The sequence below is a fragment of the Streptomyces sp. NPDC020996 genome (assembly GCF_040641355.1).
Lineage (GTDB): Bacteria > Actinomycetota > Actinomycetes > Streptomycetales > Streptomycetaceae > Streptomyces.
In genome coordinates, this window is record NZ_JBFADM010000025.1 from 53,574 (window position 1) to 67,620 (window position 14,047).

15 protein-coding genes are annotated in these 14,047 nt (G+C 70.4%); 6 read left to right on the plus strand and 9 right to left on the minus strand.

Features of this window, described 5'->3' with window-relative positions:
• Nucleotides 1-47: 47 nt before the first annotated feature.
• The 3 genes from AB0G63_RS18960 to AB0G63_RS18970 all read left to right on the plus strand — a co-directional run bounded on the left by AB0G63_RS18960 (nt 48) and on the right by AB0G63_RS18970 (nt 2,032).
• On the plus strand, nt 48-524 hold the full coding sequence (locus AB0G63_RS18960) for an ATP-binding protein (RefSeq protein ID WP_360751308.1): 477 nt from the start codon (nt 48-50) through the stop codon (nt 522-524).
• A 267-nt stretch (nt 525-791) separates the two neighbouring features.
• Nucleotides 792-1,568, plus strand: coding sequence for a hypothetical protein (locus AB0G63_RS18965; protein WP_360751311.1), 777 nt, complete (start codon nt 792-794; stop codon nt 1,566-1,568).
• 20 nt (nt 1,569-1,588) lie between these two features.
• On the plus strand, nt 1,589-2,032 hold the full coding sequence (locus AB0G63_RS18970) for a hypothetical protein (RefSeq protein WP_360751314.1): 444 nt from the start codon (nt 1,589-1,591) through the stop codon (nt 2,030-2,032).
• Nucleotides 2,033-2,115: 83 nt separating this feature from the next.
• Here the strand turns inward: AB0G63_RS18970 and AB0G63_RS18975 are convergent, their stop codons facing one another.
• The 6 genes from AB0G63_RS18975 to AB0G63_RS19000 all read right to left on the minus strand — a co-directional run bounded on the left by AB0G63_RS18975 (nt 2,116) and on the right by AB0G63_RS19000 (nt 7,380).
• A complete protein-coding gene (locus AB0G63_RS18975) occupies nt 2,116-2,940 on the minus strand; it encodes a methyltransferase domain-containing protein (protein WP_360751316.1) in 825 nt (274 codons plus the stop codon).
• A gap of 15 nt (nt 2,941-2,955) precedes the next feature.
• Nucleotides 2,956-3,705: a hypothetical protein gene (locus AB0G63_RS18980; RefSeq protein WP_360751319.1), complete on the minus strand. Its 750-nt coding sequence runs from the start codon at nt 3,703-3,705 to the stop codon at nt 2,956-2,958.
• Nucleotides 3,706-3,714: 9 nt separating this feature from the next.
• Nucleotides 3,715-4,752, minus strand: coding sequence for a hypothetical protein (locus tag AB0G63_RS18985; protein WP_360751322.1), 1,038 nt, complete (start codon nt 4,750-4,752; stop codon nt 3,715-3,717).
• 42 nt (nt 4,753-4,794) lie between these two features.
• On the minus strand, nt 4,795-5,898 hold the full coding sequence (locus AB0G63_RS18990) for a histidinol-phosphate transaminase (protein ID WP_360751325.1): 1,104 nt from the start codon (nt 5,896-5,898) through the stop codon (nt 4,795-4,797).
• Nucleotides 5,895-6,263, minus strand: coding sequence for a cupin domain-containing protein (locus AB0G63_RS18995; protein WP_360751328.1), 369 nt, complete (start codon nt 6,261-6,263; stop codon nt 5,895-5,897). Before AB0G63_RS18995 ends, AB0G63_RS18990 begins: the two co-directional genes overlap by 4 nt.
• A 97-nt stretch (nt 6,264-6,360) precedes the next feature.
• Nucleotides 6,361-7,380, minus strand: coding sequence for an NADP-dependent oxidoreductase (locus AB0G63_RS19000; RefSeq protein WP_360751330.1), 1,020 nt, complete (start codon nt 7,378-7,380; stop codon nt 6,361-6,363).
• A 104-nt stretch (nt 7,381-7,484) separates the two neighbouring features.
• Between AB0G63_RS19000 and AB0G63_RS19005 the strand changes: the two genes are divergently transcribed.
• The 3 genes from AB0G63_RS19005 (at nt 7,485) to AB0G63_RS19015 (ending at nt 10,579) form a co-directional block, all read left to right on the plus strand.
• Nucleotides 7,485-8,381 (plus strand): LysR family transcriptional regulator, encoded by an 897-nt coding sequence (locus tag AB0G63_RS19005; RefSeq protein ID WP_360751333.1) that lies wholly within the window; start codon nt 7,485-7,487, stop codon nt 8,379-8,381.
• A gap of 95 nt (nt 8,382-8,476) precedes the next feature.
• Nucleotides 8,477-8,983, plus strand: a complete 507-nt coding sequence (locus tag AB0G63_RS19010; RefSeq protein WP_360751334.1) for an alcohol dehydrogenase catalytic domain-containing protein — start codon at nt 8,477-8,479, stop codon at nt 8,981-8,983.
• 453 nt (nt 8,984-9,436) lie between these two features.
• Nucleotides 9,437-10,579: a cytochrome P450 gene (locus tag AB0G63_RS19015; RefSeq protein ID WP_360751336.1), complete on the plus strand. Its 1,143-nt coding sequence runs from the start codon at nt 9,437-9,439 to the stop codon at nt 10,577-10,579.
• 39 nt (nt 10,580-10,618) lie between these two features.
• Here AB0G63_RS19015 and AB0G63_RS19020 read toward each other — a convergent pair whose 3' ends face one another.
• From AB0G63_RS19020 to AB0G63_RS19030, 3 genes are all read right to left on the minus strand, one after another.
• Nucleotides 10,619-11,548 (minus strand): DUF6183 family protein, encoded by a 930-nt coding sequence (locus tag AB0G63_RS19020; protein WP_360751339.1) that lies wholly within the window; start codon nt 11,546-11,548, stop codon nt 10,619-10,621.
• Nucleotides 11,549-11,681: 133 nt separating this feature from the next.
• A complete protein-coding gene (locus AB0G63_RS19025) occupies nt 11,682-12,728 on the minus strand; it encodes a radical SAM protein (protein WP_360751341.1) in 1,047 nt (348 codons plus the stop codon).
• Between the two features lie 37 nt (nt 12,729-12,765).
• A complete protein-coding gene (locus AB0G63_RS19030; RefSeq protein WP_360751344.1) occupies nt 12,766-14,016 on the minus strand; it encodes a cytochrome P450 in 1,251 nt (416 codons plus the stop codon).
• Nucleotides 14,017-14,047 lie beyond the last annotated feature (31 nt).

Consider the following 14,047-nt stretch of genomic DNA (forward strand, 5'->3'; position numbering starts at 1 on the left):
GCGGGACACGCAAGGGCGTCCGCTCGCGGCCACGGGAGATCGCCATCATGACGACCGCGCACCGTCACCACCAGATCATCTGCGTGCCTTCGAACGAACAGGTTCCCCTCGCCCGACGCGCGGTGCTCGACACGTTCCGGAAGTGGGGCCTGGACACGCAGAGCGATGTCGCCCACACGGTGCGCCTCATCGTCTCGGAGCTGCTCACCAACGCGGTCCGCTACTCCTCGACGGTCACCGCCGAGATCACACTGACCGTCGAGATCGTCGACGGCACCCGGATCCGGCTCGGAGTCCACGACCTCCATCCGCACTGCCCCAGCCCCTCTCCCGCCCCTCCCGAGGCCAGCCGGGGCCGCGGGCTCCAGATCGTCCGTGATCTGGTCCGCGAGCTGAAGGGCACCGCCTTCACCGAGCGCACCGACGACGGCGGGAAAACCCAGTGGGTCGAGCTGCCGATGACCGAGCAGGCCGCCGAATCGCGGACGGCGCGGGTCCTGTTCGCGGACGCGGGGGTGTGCTGACCGGCGCGGGTCCCGCCGCCCCCGGCCGAAGACGGGTCCGGGTGCGCCGCATGAGCAATGAGTACTCATGTGAAATCCGCACGGGGTCGGCAGTCTGGTGTGTGTCGGATGCCGGGGACCGGACCGACGTGGGCTCGTCGGTCCGCTGCATGTCCGCAGAACCGATGGCCGGCGCCCGAGGACGAACCGCAGTGTGAACGCACAGGGCGCGGCCGGCCGACGGTACGCGTGCGCGGGCCGTGCTGACTTGATTCGCGAAGGAAGACCATGAAGATCACCCAGAGGGCAGGCATAGCCATAGCCTCCATCTGTGCCCTGGCAGCCACCTCCGGTTGTTCCATCTCATTCACCGGCGGCAAGAAGTCGGAGCCCTCGTCCCCTCCTCCCCCTTCGGCCACTCCTTCCAGCGCGCCGCAGTTCAACGGGATCGACAACCTCTCCGCGTCGGAGGTGGTCGACGCCGCCTCCGACGCTCTGCGGACAGCACCGTCCGTCCACATCGCGGGCACGGTGAACAAGAGCCAACTCGACCTGCGCATGGACAGTTCCGGTAACTGTGAGGGCCGTATCACGGAGGACGGGACCAACGTCGATCTCATCAAGCAGGGCAGCAAGGTGTGGCTGAAGCCCGATCACGCGTTCTGGGTCCAGGCCGCCGGTGATCAGGCCACCCAGACGGAAGCGCTGGTCGGCGACCGCTACATCGTCACCGACTCCAGCAATCCCGAGTTCAGCTCGCTGGCGGATGCCTGCGACATCGCGGGCTACGCCGACTCCATGACCGAGGACAACGGCAACAGCACCGTCAACAAGGGCGTGCAGAAGGAGGTCAGGGGGATCGCGGCTCTCGAGCTGGTCAGGAACGATCCCCAGGAAGGCCGCTCCCAGTTGTACATCGCCCGGACCGGCAAGCCTTACCCGCTGGAGATCCACGGGACGGACGGGGACAGCCCCGCCGGCGTCGTCCTCGACGAGTACGGCAAGCCGCTCAGCATTGACGTGCCGAGCGCGTCCGAGAGCCTCGACGCGGCCCAGCTCAGCTGAGTCTCCGCGGGGGGCGGGCTGTGGGCGACGTGGCAGGCACGCAGGAGTTGAGGGCCTGGGCTGCGAAGTGGCTGGGGGATCGGGAGGTCCCGGAGGAGTTTCTCCAGCTCACGCCATCCAGGAGGCACGGTCGAGCGGCGGTTCCGCACCTGGCCACACTGCTGGACTATTTCCTTCCCTCCGCGGAGAAGGAGCATGATCTCGTCTACGGGTACTGGCGGTACCCGGGCGAGGTCTGGCCGCCGCCCGTCGTCTGCATCGACGCCGAGGCGATGTTCTTCACCGTGCGGGGCCGGACGCTCACCGAGGCGCTTCCGGCGCATTGCGCCGAGGACGATTCGGAGGCGGCCCTGCTCGGACAGTGGTTCACCGACCTCGGCATCCCGGTCGAGGTCCGCACGGACGCGGAGATTCCGGACCCCCCCGTCCGTATGGATCCGCAGGTACCGGAGCGGGAGCTGTAGACCGGACGGCCTGCCCGGGGCGCGATGTCTCGCCCCGGGCAGGCCTCGGCATGCGCGGCCCGGTCCGTGCCGGCACACGTGTCTCACACTCGGGGTCGGTCCGTCGTGCTCGGCCCGGTGCCGATCGTGATCCAGGTGGACAGCGAGACCGCCAGTTCGTTCCGCGCGTCCGCGGCGTCCAGCAGATCGAACCAGGTGTCCAGGCTGCCGTCGCCGTGCTGGGCGGCGAGGGGACTGGTGCGGTCGAACAAGGGGATGATCGGCTTCGCCTCGGCGAGTGACGCGAACGTGGCCGTGAACTGCCGGGACCAGACCTGATCGAACCCCGCTGCCGCGATGAGCCCGGGAACCCGGCCGGCGACGTCGGGGCCCGGAACGATCGACGCGAACGACGTCAGCACAGGCCCCGCGATCTCCGGGCCGACTCCGTCGACGCGCAGGGAGCGCCAGTCGACGTCGAGGACGCAGACCCGTCCGCCGGGTGCGGTGACGCGGCACATTTCCCGCACGGCCCGCCCCGGATCCGGGACATGCTGGAGCACCCGTTCACACCAGACGACGTCGAACTCGCCGGAGGCGAAGGTGAGCCGGCACACGTCCTCCACCCGGTAGTCGACACCGGCCGCCCCGGGAGAGGAGTCGTCCCGGTGTCGCGCCGCGGCCACCATGGCCGGGTCGTGGTCGACCGCGGTCACCCGGCCACGCGGTCCGGTCCGCCGGGCCAGCCTGCGGGCCATCTCGCCGAGGCCGCAGCCGACCTCGAGAACCGACTCGCCCTCCGTGAGCGGAAGCGCCTCCAGGGCGAGGTCGCGCAGTTCCGCGGTCTTGGGGTGCCGGGACACCGTCTCCAGATAGGTCTGGGCCGCCACCGACCTGTCGCCGGTCGGCAGAGCGCTGAAGGGACGCATCACTCACCTCGTTCGTCACGTGCTCGGGCCGACCGGTACCGGGTAGGGGCCGGCGAGCAGCAGTTCCTGAATGCGGTCGTAGACGGGCCGTAGAACCGGTGGTACGGCAGCGAGATCAAAGCTGTAGACCGTCATCGTGTCGTGGTATTTCGGGTCCGGTTCGAGGAACTCGTCGTGGATGTGGGCACCGAGCCGGGCGAACAGGAGGTCCTGCCGGCCCTTGGTACCGGACAGCCCCCAGAGCATCGGGCGCCCGATCGACTCGGCGAAGGCCAGCCCGACGAGGCTGACCAGCGGCCCGATCGAGTAGTTCTGCCGGCTCACGGCGACGGCCAGGCGGCCGCCTTCCAGGACGGCGGCGTCGCACAGCCCGCGCCGGGCGATCAGTTCCACCACCCGTGGCCCGAACATCCGCTCCACGGCGCTGTGCCCGGCCGGCGCCCAGTCACGGGGAATCAGCCGGACCACCGCCGTCAGGGCGCCCGAGGCCCGCTCGCGCAGCATGACGTGGTACGCCGCCCGGTCGTACGGCTGCAGGTCGGCGTAACCGCCGTCGGTCCGGCGGAAATCGGGCCGCTGCCCGCCGGCGTAGTACGTGTGTCCGCGGAACGCCGAGATCTCCTGGAGCAGGGCCTCGTGCCGGTCCCGGTCCGCTGTGCTCGCCCGCGGGTCCCCGACACCGGCGATCTCGATGCCGAGTTCGCCGGTGAGTGGAGCGAGGAGCCGCGCGTATCCGGCGGCGGAGAGCAGGTTCCCTTTCCTCATGCCCGCCCCTCAGCGGCGCGGCGTGGTCGTGCCGTCGGCCTCCAGCAGGTAGATCCACGTGGAGGGGGCGCCGAACGGCTCGCGCCGCAGGATCCGCAGGCCGCCGGCCGCGAAGGCGTTCTCGTAGACGTCGCGGTTCATGATCGGTGTGTCCATGAACGTGTGAACCAGCTCGAACTCCAGCGAGAAGACCGGCACCGGGCCCGCATGCCGGTCCCACGGCCGGGCTGTGGTGTCGGCCACCAGGAAGTACCGGGCGTCCGGGAAGACCCGCCGCAGGGTCCGCACGACGTCGGCGCCGTCATCGTGGGCGGCCAGCAGGTCGTGCATCATGAGGAAGTTCGCCACCAGTTCGATGCCCGGGAAGACCTCCTCGGACATCGACCGGAGGACATCCTTGCAGACGATGTCGATCCGGTCCGCCAGGCCCGCCTCCGCGACCCGCTTGGTCGCGAGGTCGGTGGCGGAGCGGCTGATGTCGATGCCGAGGCCCACCCGGTCCCGGTCACCGGCGCACAGCCGGATCAGGCGGGTGGCGTCCCCGCAGCCCAGGTCCGCGACCGAGGAGTACTCGATGCCGGACAGTACGTCCTCCTCGACCGGTCGCATGAGGGAACGGTCCACGCGTCCGGCGCCGATGGCGATGCGTCGTTCGTCGCGGTGGACCTCGGCGCCGAAGGACTTCCGCCCGGTGGCGAGGTCGGCGAGGTCCGTCAGCACCGGGCCGTAACCGCCCACTCCCCAGACGAAGAAGCCGATGTTGTCGACCAGTTCCCGGCCGGCGTCGGTGAGCCCGGCCTTGCCCTCATGCACCACGACGTAGCCGAGGAGCGCCATGGTCCGCAGCAGCGAGGAGAGCTTCACGACTCCGCAGCCGGTGTCCTCGGCGAGCCGTTCCAGGGGCTGCGCACCGTCCTTCATGCGGTCCCACACGCCGAGTTCCTCCAGGGCGAGGACCACGTGGGAGCCGGTGAAGCCGTTGAAGAGAGCCGGAATGCTCAGAGGCTCGAGGGTCGGGCTGGGTCCGTGCCAGTGAGGGCTGTTCATCTCTCTCCTTTGCCGGCGCTCTCCGCGGAGTGCCGGGAATGATCAGGTGCGGCCGGCCGGGGCGTCGGCGCCGTCGAGCACCGCGATGACCTCGCGGAGCGCGGCGCAGAAGCGCTCGCACTGCGCGGGTGTGCCGACGGACACCCGGAGGCATCCGGGAGCGCCGAAGGCCGCGAGGTCGCGGACGAGGATCCCGTGGTCGGCGGCGAGCAAGGCGGCGGCCTGCTCCCGGTGCGGGCCCAGTTCCACGAAGACGAAGTTGGTGACGGACGGCACGACGTTCAGGCCGAGTTCCGCCAGGCCGGCGTGGAGCACCTCGCGGGCGTGGGCGGTACGCCGGCGCACCTCGACGAGGTGGCCGGGGTCGTCCAGCGCACGCAGGGCTGCCGCCTGTCCCGGCCGGTTCGTGCTGAACGGCACGGCCTGCCGGCTCTGCCGGACGCGCGCGGCGACCACGGCCGGGCCGATCGCGTACCCGACCCGGACCGCGGCCAGTCCCCAGGCCTTGGAGAAGGTGCGGAGCACCATCGCCCGGCGGCCGCTTCGGACCAGGCCGAGCGCCGAGGCGCCGTCGTCCGCCACGAAGTCCATGTAGGCCTCGTCGAACACGGCGAGTGTTCCGGTCCGCTCAGCGGCGTCGGCGATGCGGATGATGTCGGCCCGGCCGAGCAGCGTGCCGGTCGGGTTGTGCGGATTGCACACGAACAGCAGGTCCGAGGGGTGGCGGGCAACGGCGTCGACGACCGCGTCGGCGTCGATCCCGCGGGGACCGCTGTCGATCTCGCGGACGGCGGCGCCGCAGACGGCCGCGGCGCTGAGGTATCCGGGGAAGGTGGAGCGGGTGGTCAGAACCCTCCCGTCCGCTCCGGCCGCGGCCAGCACCGTCATCAGGACCAGCTCGTCCACGCCGTTGCCGGCGACCACCATGTCCGGCGTCACCCCGGCATGCCCCGCGATCTTGGCCCGCAGCTCGGCGTTCTCGCTGTCGGGGTAGACACAGAGGTCGTTCTCCAGCAGTTCCCGGGCCGCTCTCATCGCTGACCGCGGGGGGCCGAAAGGGTTCTCGTTCAGGTGCAGGCGAAGCATCTCCGACGCCTGCGAGAAACCGTCATTGTAAGCGGTGACCGAGCCGCCGCTGCCTTTCATGCGCCGTCTTCTCCCAGCAGGAAGATGCCGAAGCAGTAACTGCCGGGAGCGGCTCTTCTGGTGACGAACCGGTGACGCTTTCCGGCAGGCACACGGAATACAGCGGGCGAGGTGACGGTGTACTCCGAATCCTCGACCTCGATGGTGATCTCCGCCTCGCCGGGCCGGGCCGAGACGAGGAGGTAGAGCTCGGGGACATCGTGCACGTGTGGCTCGGCGACAGGCTTGCCGACGAGATCGGATATTTCCGCCCCAGCCAGCTCGATCGGCAGCCCGCCGAACATGTCCGAGGTGATAAGGAAAGGAGCCGGCTGGTGATGTCCCGCCACCTCACGGAAAATCGGAAGATTCTCGACGGCGCTCAACGCCTGCCCCTTCCCGTGGATTCAGATCGTAAGCGGTAAAGCCGCCGCAACGGTTGCCGGAAACGTTATAAAATCCCCTTGGGTGGCGGCTGAGTAATCACTGCTCATATCCGGCGCCGCCGGAACGCCTGGCCTGAACGATGGTCTTGCCGAGGTTTCCGCCGCGCAGCATCAGCAGGAACGCCTCGACGATCCGCTCGAATCCGACCAGCGTGGTCTCATCGGGGACCAGCGTCCCCGTCAGCAGGTGCGGCACGGCGAACTCGTACAGTTCCTCCTGCACATCGGCGTAGTCGCGCACATGGAACCCCTCGATCCGCAGGCTCTTCTCCACGACGTCGGCGTGGTCGAACACCACAGGCGGAGCGTCCGGAGTGTTGTACTGGCCGATCGTGCCGACCCGCACCACCCGCCCTCGCCCGCGCAGCGCACCGATGGCCGCGCCGAGCTGCTCGCCGCCGACGTTGTCGACGAAGACGTCGATGCCGTCGGGCGCGGCCTCGCCGAGGAGGCCGGCGGCCGGGCCGGAGCGGTAGTCGAAGGCCGCGTCGTATCCGACCCGCTCGGTCAGGTAGCGGACCTTCTCCGCCGAGCCCGCGCTGCCGATCAGCCGGCCGGCGCCCAGCAGCCGGGCGATGCGGGCGGTCGCCGTGCCGACCGCGCCCGCCGCCGCGGAGACGAACAGGTCCTCGCCCTCGCGCAGCCGGGCTATCCGGGTGAGGGCGACATAGGCGGTCAGGCCCGTTCCGCCGAGCAGGCTCAGGTGGGTGGACAGCGGCACCCCGTCGATGCGGGGCAGGCGCCGGACGTCGTCGGGCCGGACCACGGAGTGGGTGCGCCAGCCGTGGCGGTGGTGGACGATCTCCCCCTCGGGGAGCGACGGGGTGCGGGAGGCGATGACCCGGCCGAGGGTGCGGCCCTCCAGCGGGGCGTTCAGCGCGAAGTCGCCGTCCATCATCTCGCGGTGGTAGGGGTCCACGGACCAGTAGAGGTTCTCGACCAGAGCCGTGCCGGGATCAGGCTGCGGAATCGGCGCTTCCACGAAGCGGAAGTGGTCGGGGGTGGGAAAGCCGGTGGGTCTGGCGGTCTGGTGCACGGTGAGCGCGGTGTCGGTCATGGTCGGCACCGTAGGAAGGAATGCGCGGACCGGGCAGAGGGTTGCGCTCATGGGACGGGCGCTTGCCTGAGCCGCCTTCATAGCACCAGGTGAGGACCACGCGAATGAGCGCAGTCGATCTCGCACCGCAGGAGTTGCGGACCGTGGTGGCGGTCGCGGAGGAGGGCGGCGTCTCGGCGGCCGCCGTCCGGCTCGGCACCACGCAGTCGGCCGTCTCGCACGCGTTGCGCGGCATCGAACGCAAGCTGGGCGTCGTGCTCTTCGAGCGGGGGCGGTACGGGGCCAGGCCGACCGCGGCCGGTGAGCGGGCCGCCGCCCACGCGCGCCGGATCCTGCGGATGATGGACGCTCTCGTCGTCGAGACGCGAGGTTCCGGGCAGGGGGCGGCCGATCAGGTCGGCGGGCCGCTGCGCATCGCCGCCTTCCGCGGCGCGGCCCTGCATCTGCTGCCGGCCGTGCTGGGGCGGCTGACCGCCCGGCACCCCGGGATCGAGGCGTCCGTCACGGTCGTACGGGAGGTCGGTCCCGGGACGGCCGGGGAGGTGGCCGCAGGAAAGGCCGACATCGGGATCACCATCACCGGCACCGGTTCGCCGGTGTTGGCGCACCTGGTCGGGGACGTGCTCTTCGAGGAGCCGTACGCACTGGTGCATCCGGCCGGGCATCCCGACCCCCGGTCGCTGCCGCTGGTCGACTGGCTGGAGAACTGCTCGTCCTACACCCGTGAGTGGTGGGCGGCCCAGGACTGGATCCCCACCGCCACCGTTCGGGCCGAGGACGACGGGGCGGTCCTGTCCATGGTGGGCAGCGGTCTGGGGATGGCGATCATGCCCGCGCTCTCCCTCACCGGAGCGCCGGCCACGACGGAGATCACCGATCTCGGGCCGGAGCGGCCCACCCGCCGGATCGGCTACGTCACCACGCCCCAGCTCGCGGCCACCGCGGCGGTACGAGCACTGATCCGCGAGCTGCGCGCCCGGCACCCGCGCCCCGGGGAGTGAGGGACGGGTGCGGTGCCCGTGCCGGGGCGGGATGACGGTGCCTGGCCGTCGGACCGTGCCGGCGGAGTCTTCCAGGCCGGGTCCGCGGGCAGCCGATGCAGCAGCTGACCTTCGCGGGAACCAGGAAACCGGAATGGTGCGACGTTCCGGCTCCCGTCCTGCGGAGCGGGATCGAGGCGCTGGTCCGCCGCATGGCGAGTTCGACGTGCGACCTCGACCACTTGATCCTGTCCGGGGCGACGCCATTCCGGCCGCCCTTTCCCCTGGGTCATGAATGCGTGGCCGAAGTGCTCGACGTCGGCGACGACGTTCGCCGTGTGACGCCCGGACAGCTGGTGGTCATCCCCTGGCACATCAACTGCGGCACCTGCGCCGAGTGCCGGTCCGGCCGCCCGGCCCTTTGCCGGTCCACTCCCCCGGCGGCCTCGTACGGGATCCCCGATGATCGCCCTGGAATTCACCGCCGGACACCTGTCCGCGAACAAGGATCCGAAAATGCCGGTTTCCCCATCGGTATCACCAACGCCGTGAACCCGTTTTCGTGCGCGATCGCCTCCACGCGCCCCGCTGAGGGACGACGGGCGGACCCGGCCACCACGTGACCCACGTGACCTGGGCGGAATCGGGCACGTCCGCCGGGCGAGAGCGTCCCCGCGCACGGGGAGCCGGGTGGTGACACCGCCCTCGCAAGGGGCCACGGGGATTCTTGCGAGGGCGGTCTCAACGGCGACTCGGGGGATGATCAAGCCGTTGAGGGCGTAACCGGCACCTTGTCACGCCGAATTCATTACATCACCGGCGAAGAGGCATCAACGGAGCAATGGTTACTCAACTCGCGACGTCTCGTGGACGCCTCAAGCGGCGCTCGTGTAGCTCTTACCGATGTCCGGACTGATGACCGCACATCCCTCCGCGTACTCCCTCGAGGAAAGGACTCCTTTGTGAGCACTCCTGGCGCAGGCGACCGCACTGCCGGGACCTCGGCCCCGTCCGGTTCCCGCCGCTCCGACGGGCAACCGCTCTTTCTCGGCGGGGCCTCGCTCCGCGATGTCTCCGTGCTGCGGACCTTCCAGGAGGACGGCGGACTGCACCACATCGCCCTGAACGGCGCGGCGCCCGGCTGGCTGGTGACCGACTACGACACCGCGGCCCGGGTCCTGACCGACCCCCGGATGCGCGGCGAGTGCCCCGGCAGTCCCTCCCTGAGCATGGCCGCCTTCGACGCGCTCACCGACGACCAGGTCATGGACGAGCAGCAGTTGTTCTACCTCGGGACGGACGAGCACACCCAGTTGCGGCACATCCTGGCGAAGTCGCTCGGCCCGCGCCGGATCGACAAGCTCACCGAACGCATCCAGCCGATCGCCGACTCGTTGCTGGACGCTCTGCCCACCGACACCGCCGTGGATCTGGGGGCGGCGTTCGCCCGTCCTTATCCCGTGGCCGCCCTGTGCGCGCTGCTGGGTGTTCCGGAGGAAGGCCATCACCGCATCCACGACCTCGTGTTCGAGGGCTACCCCGGCCTTCCCGCCCCGGAGGCCGGGCGCGAAGATCCGGACCTCTCCGTGGCCGACTACCTTGCCGGTCTGATCGAGCGGCGGCGGCTCGACCCCGGCGACGACCTGATCAGCGACCTGTGCCGTGACGAGGGCGCCGATGTGGCCCACTCCGCCGTGCTGGCGGCGGCGCGGCTGCTGATCGTCGTGGGCCCCCGGCCGGTGGCCCACCTGCTGACGGACGGGCTCGCGCTGCTGCTGCGGGAGCGCGGCCACTGGGACGCCCTGGTCGCCGAACCGGAACTGCTGGAGCGGGTCGTGGAAGAACTCCTGCGCTATGTCTCACCGGCCTCGGTCGCCTTCCGGTACGCGCGTGAGGAGGTCGAGATCGGCGGCGCCGTCCTGCCCGCCGGCAGCCGCGCGTACTGCTCGGTGACGAGCGCGAACCGAGACCCCGGACGCTTTCCCGACCCCGACCGCTTCGATCCGCGGCGACCGGCCGGCCAGCACGTCGCCTTCGGCCTCGGGTTCCGGCACTGCCTGGGTGCGGGCCTCGTCAGGGCCGAGGTCCGCACGGCCCTGGCCACCCTGGTGCGGCGCTTCCCCCGCATGCGCCTGGCCACCCCCGAGGAGCACGCCGGATCCGGCACGGGCGCCCGTCCGGGGCGCGGCCTGGTCGTCGTACTCGATCCGTCCCGCTGACGGGCCGAGGTGGCAGGCGGCTTCGCCGCCTGCCACGACTCAATCTGTGTCGTGGCCGAACAGGAGGCTCAGATGCCGACCTCGCGGGCTGAGCGCGCCGACGGCCACGTGCAGGTCCTGATACAGGTCAGGCAGCCTGAACGAAAGCCAACTCCACCGGGCCGCGAGTTCGTTCACGCGTAGGACGGGAGTGTCCAGGGGCGCGTGGATCATGCCCGCGATGGACCGCCAGACGGCGGCCCGCCCATACGCTCCCGCGATCCCCGGCTCGTAGGAGCCCTCCCGGTAGGTCGCGTCCAGCAGAATCTCATACACAAGGTGCAATTCAGCCCGCACCCCACTGGCTGTCCTGAAGCCGTCGGTCAGAAGGCGGTTCACACCGACGGGGACGAGTTCCTCCACGTTCAAAGGCTCTGCCGCTTGCAGGAGGAGCACTCGGGGGATCCCGTTCCAGTGCTTCACGACGGCTCCGATCGCTGCCACCTGCTCAGCCGTGGCGGTATCACGACACGGTACGGGCTTCCCGAGGCGGCGCCCGCCGGCCTCGGGCGGCGGATCCGGAATGAACCTGTCGGGCGGCGGACAGTCACGCCACATCGCTGATGACGTGTACGGGAGCCTGGGGGGAGTCGCCCGGCGTTCGGTCCTGGTGAGCTTCGCCGGCAGGAACGCCAGGGGATGTCCGAGCTGCCGCAGTGACCGCATGCATTCCATCACGACCGGACGGTCGCTCCAGCGGACCTCGCGGAGGAGCAACTCCTGAGCCAGGCAGGCGAGAAATTCAGCCCAGGAGTCACGCGTCACCGGCACATGCGCGAAGAGCGGCAGGAGGTGATGGGGCTTGCGTGCGTCGGCCATTCGAGCGGCGAGGTCCCGCACATCATGCAGCCGCCGGTAGCCCCGCACGATGCGTACAAGTGACTCGGCGTCACCCGGCACGCAGCGCAAGGCAGCAGGATCGTAGGCCATGAGCGGCGATTCTAACCCTGACATTCCGGCCGGCCATCTGTATTTCCGCTGTTCAGAAGCCTGATCATGTCGTGCCCCGGAGGACGGTGGCTCTCGATCGGGCCACGGCGGAGGGGCCGCACCCGGCGCGTGCTCAGCCCGGCTCGTAGGCGGGGCGCTCGTCGATGCGGCGGCGATCGGTCTCGGACGCGAAGTGGTAGTCGATCGCGCGCGTCGCCTCCGCCCACTGGCTCATGGTCCGCACCGGCTTCAGGGTCTCCACGACGAACGGATCGTGCCAGCGTTCCACCGCACGCCGCCACAGCTCCGCGGGGGGATCGGTGAGCACGTCACCGACCGTGCCCTCGTAGGCCGCCATGCCGCGTACCAGGCCGTCCGGTTCGATCTGCAGGATGGGCAGGAAGACGCCGCGCTCGATCAGATCGGGATGCATCTGCAGTGCCAGGTTGTCGGTGGTGCTGATCTTGACGGTGGGCGGGGCCAGTGCCTGCAGTCGCTCGGCGTACTGCCGGCTGCCCAGCAGCCGGACCTGGTCGTCGGACAGCAGCTCGTGATCGGCGAAGTCCCGCCGGCTGGCGAGGCCCTCGGGGACCACGGCGCCGAACGAGATGTGGTCCAGGGCCGGGAAGCGCGGCGCGATGCCGGTGACGAGCTCTTCGATCTGGTGGAAGTTGCTGCGCACCACGACCCAGTCGATGCCCAGGTCGGGACGGGAGCCGCCGGCGTCCGACCGCTCCCGGGCGAGGCGGTCGAGCAGTGCCAGGGCGTCCATCGCGCGGGCGAACGAACCCCGTCGGCCCCGGATCCGGTCGTGTACGTCGGCGGACGCGCCGTCCACGCTCACGGTCACACTGGCGAAGGTCTTCAGGACCGCCTCCGCCGTCTCCTGCTTCAGGGACCATCCACTGGTGAAGAGCGAGACCGGCACCCCCGCCTCGGAGAACCGGTCGGCGACGTCGAAGACCCCGCGGGCGAGGAGAGCCTCTCCCCCGGCCAGGCAGACCGCGTGCGGGGCCATCTCGATGACGGCGTCCGCGACGCGCAGCATGTCGGCGGGGGCGAGCTGGCGGATCGGCCGGCGCCCGGACTCCGAGTAGCAGTGAACACATCGCAGGGGACACGCGTAGGTGATGTCCCAGATGATCTCGAGGGGGTGGTCCGGTATGCGCAAGGCGTCCATGGCTCTGCTTCCTCTCAGTGCGCGCTGTGGCTGCCGGTCAGTGCCGCACCGGGCACGTGCCGGGCTGGAGAACCACCGGGAGCTGCCTTCTCTCCGGCTCACCGGGCAGCCGTAGGTCGGCGAGAACCATGTGCGGGAAGCGCGTCAGCAACGTCTCCAGGGCGACGCGCACCTCCGCGCGGGTGAGTGCCGCGCCCAGGCAGTGCTTGTGGCCGAGGCCGAAGGCGACATGCCGGTTCTCGGCCCGGTCCGGGTCGAAGGTGTCGGGGTTCTCGAAGCGGGCGGGGTCGCGGTTGGCGCCGGCCAGGGCGCAGTGCAGACCGGTTCCGGGGGCCAGGGTGACGCCCCCGACCTCGACCTCCTCCTTCGCGTACCGGGACGCCAGGGTGGTGGGTGTGACGTAGCGGAGCAGTTCCTCGATCACCGGCTCCAGCCAGTCGGGGTCGCGGCGGAGCCGGTCCCACCGGTCGCGCTCGCCCAGCAGCAGCTCCACTCCCTCGGTGAGCAGACGGGTCATCGGCCGGTGTCCCGCGATCAGCAGCAGCCGCACGGCGGACAGGACGTCCTCTTCCAGCGTCTCGGCCTCGTCGCCGCTGACCATCGCGCTGATCAGGTCGTCTCCGGGGGCCTTTCTGCGCTCGGCGACCAGCTCCCGCAGGTAGTCGGCCAGTTCGATGCCGGCGCTCTTGGTCACCGAGCTGGCCTCGCCGTACTCGGCGACCCAGCCGTAGACGTAGTTCCTGATGTAGCGGCGCTCGGACATCGGAATGCCGAGCAGCTCGCAGAGCACCGCCACCGGGAAGGGACGGCAGAACGACTGGACCAGGTCGACCGGTTCGGAGTGCGGGACCTCGGCCAGCAGCCGGTCGGCCTCCTGCTGGATGCGCGGGACGAGTCCGCCCACCCGCCGGTGCGTGAGCTGGCGCGAGATCAGGCGGCGCAGCCTGACGTGCTCCTCCGTCGGCAGGAAGAAGAGCATCTCCTCGTCGCACACCTCCTCGTCGGCCGCGGTCCGCATGGTCTGCGCCAGCGGGTGCTCGCCGCGCAGGCCCGGCTCCACGAGCAGTTCGGTGGCGGCGTCGTGACCGGCGACCATCCAGCCGTTCTCACCGCCTCCGAGACTGACGCGGGCCATGCCGGCGTCGCGCAGGGTGCCGAGTGCGGCGGGGTCTCTGAGCATCCGCGCGCCGATGACAGGGAACCCGGCGGGGCAGACTTCGGCGCCCAGGGCCTCGGTGAGGTCCTCGGTTTCCGGCCGACGCGGGACATCCGGGCTGTTGCTCTGCATCTGGCGAACCTTTCCTTACGGCTGGAGCTCT

Coding starts and splice junctions, on each gene's coding strand:
- AB0G63_RS18990 (WP_360751325.1), bottom strand. CDS start 5,898: ATGAAAGGCAGCGGCGGCTCGGTCACCGCTTACAATGACGGTTTCTCG.
- AB0G63_RS19020 (WP_360751339.1), bottom strand. CDS start 11,548: ATGGCCTACGATCCTGCTGCCTTGCGCTGCGTGCCGGGTGACGCCGAG.
- AB0G63_RS19010 (WP_360751334.1), top strand. CDS start 8,477: ATGCAGCAGCTGACCTTCGCGGGAACCAGGAAACCGGAATGGTGCGAC.
- AB0G63_RS19025 (WP_360751341.1), bottom strand. CDS start 12,728: ATGGACGCCTTGCGCATACCGGACCACCCCCTCGAGATCATCTGGGAC.
- AB0G63_RS19000 (WP_360751330.1), bottom strand. CDS start 7,380: ATGACCGACACCGCGCTCACCGTGCACCAGACCGCCAGACCCACCGGC.
- AB0G63_RS18960 (WP_360751308.1), top strand. CDS start 48: ATGACGACCGCGCACCGTCACCACCAGATCATCTGCGTGCCTTCGAAC.
- AB0G63_RS18980 (WP_360751319.1), bottom strand. CDS start 3,705: ATGAGGAAAGGGAACCTGCTCTCCGCCGCCGGATACGCGCGGCTCCTC.
- AB0G63_RS18985 (WP_360751322.1), bottom strand. CDS start 4,752: ATGAACAGCCCTCACTGGCACGGACCCAGCCCGACCCTCGAGCCTCTG.
- AB0G63_RS19030 (WP_360751344.1), bottom strand. CDS start 14,016: ATGCAGAGCAACAGCCCGGATGTCCCGCGTCGGCCGGAAACCGAGGAC.
- AB0G63_RS18975 (WP_360751316.1), bottom strand. CDS start 2,940: ATGCGTCCCTTCAGCGCTCTGCCGACCGGCGACAGGTCGGTGGCGGCC.
- AB0G63_RS18965 (WP_360751311.1), top strand. CDS start 792: ATGAAGATCACCCAGAGGGCAGGCATAGCCATAGCCTCCATCTGTGCC.
- AB0G63_RS19005 (WP_360751333.1), top strand. CDS start 7,485: ATGAGCGCAGTCGATCTCGCACCGCAGGAGTTGCGGACCGTGGTGGCG.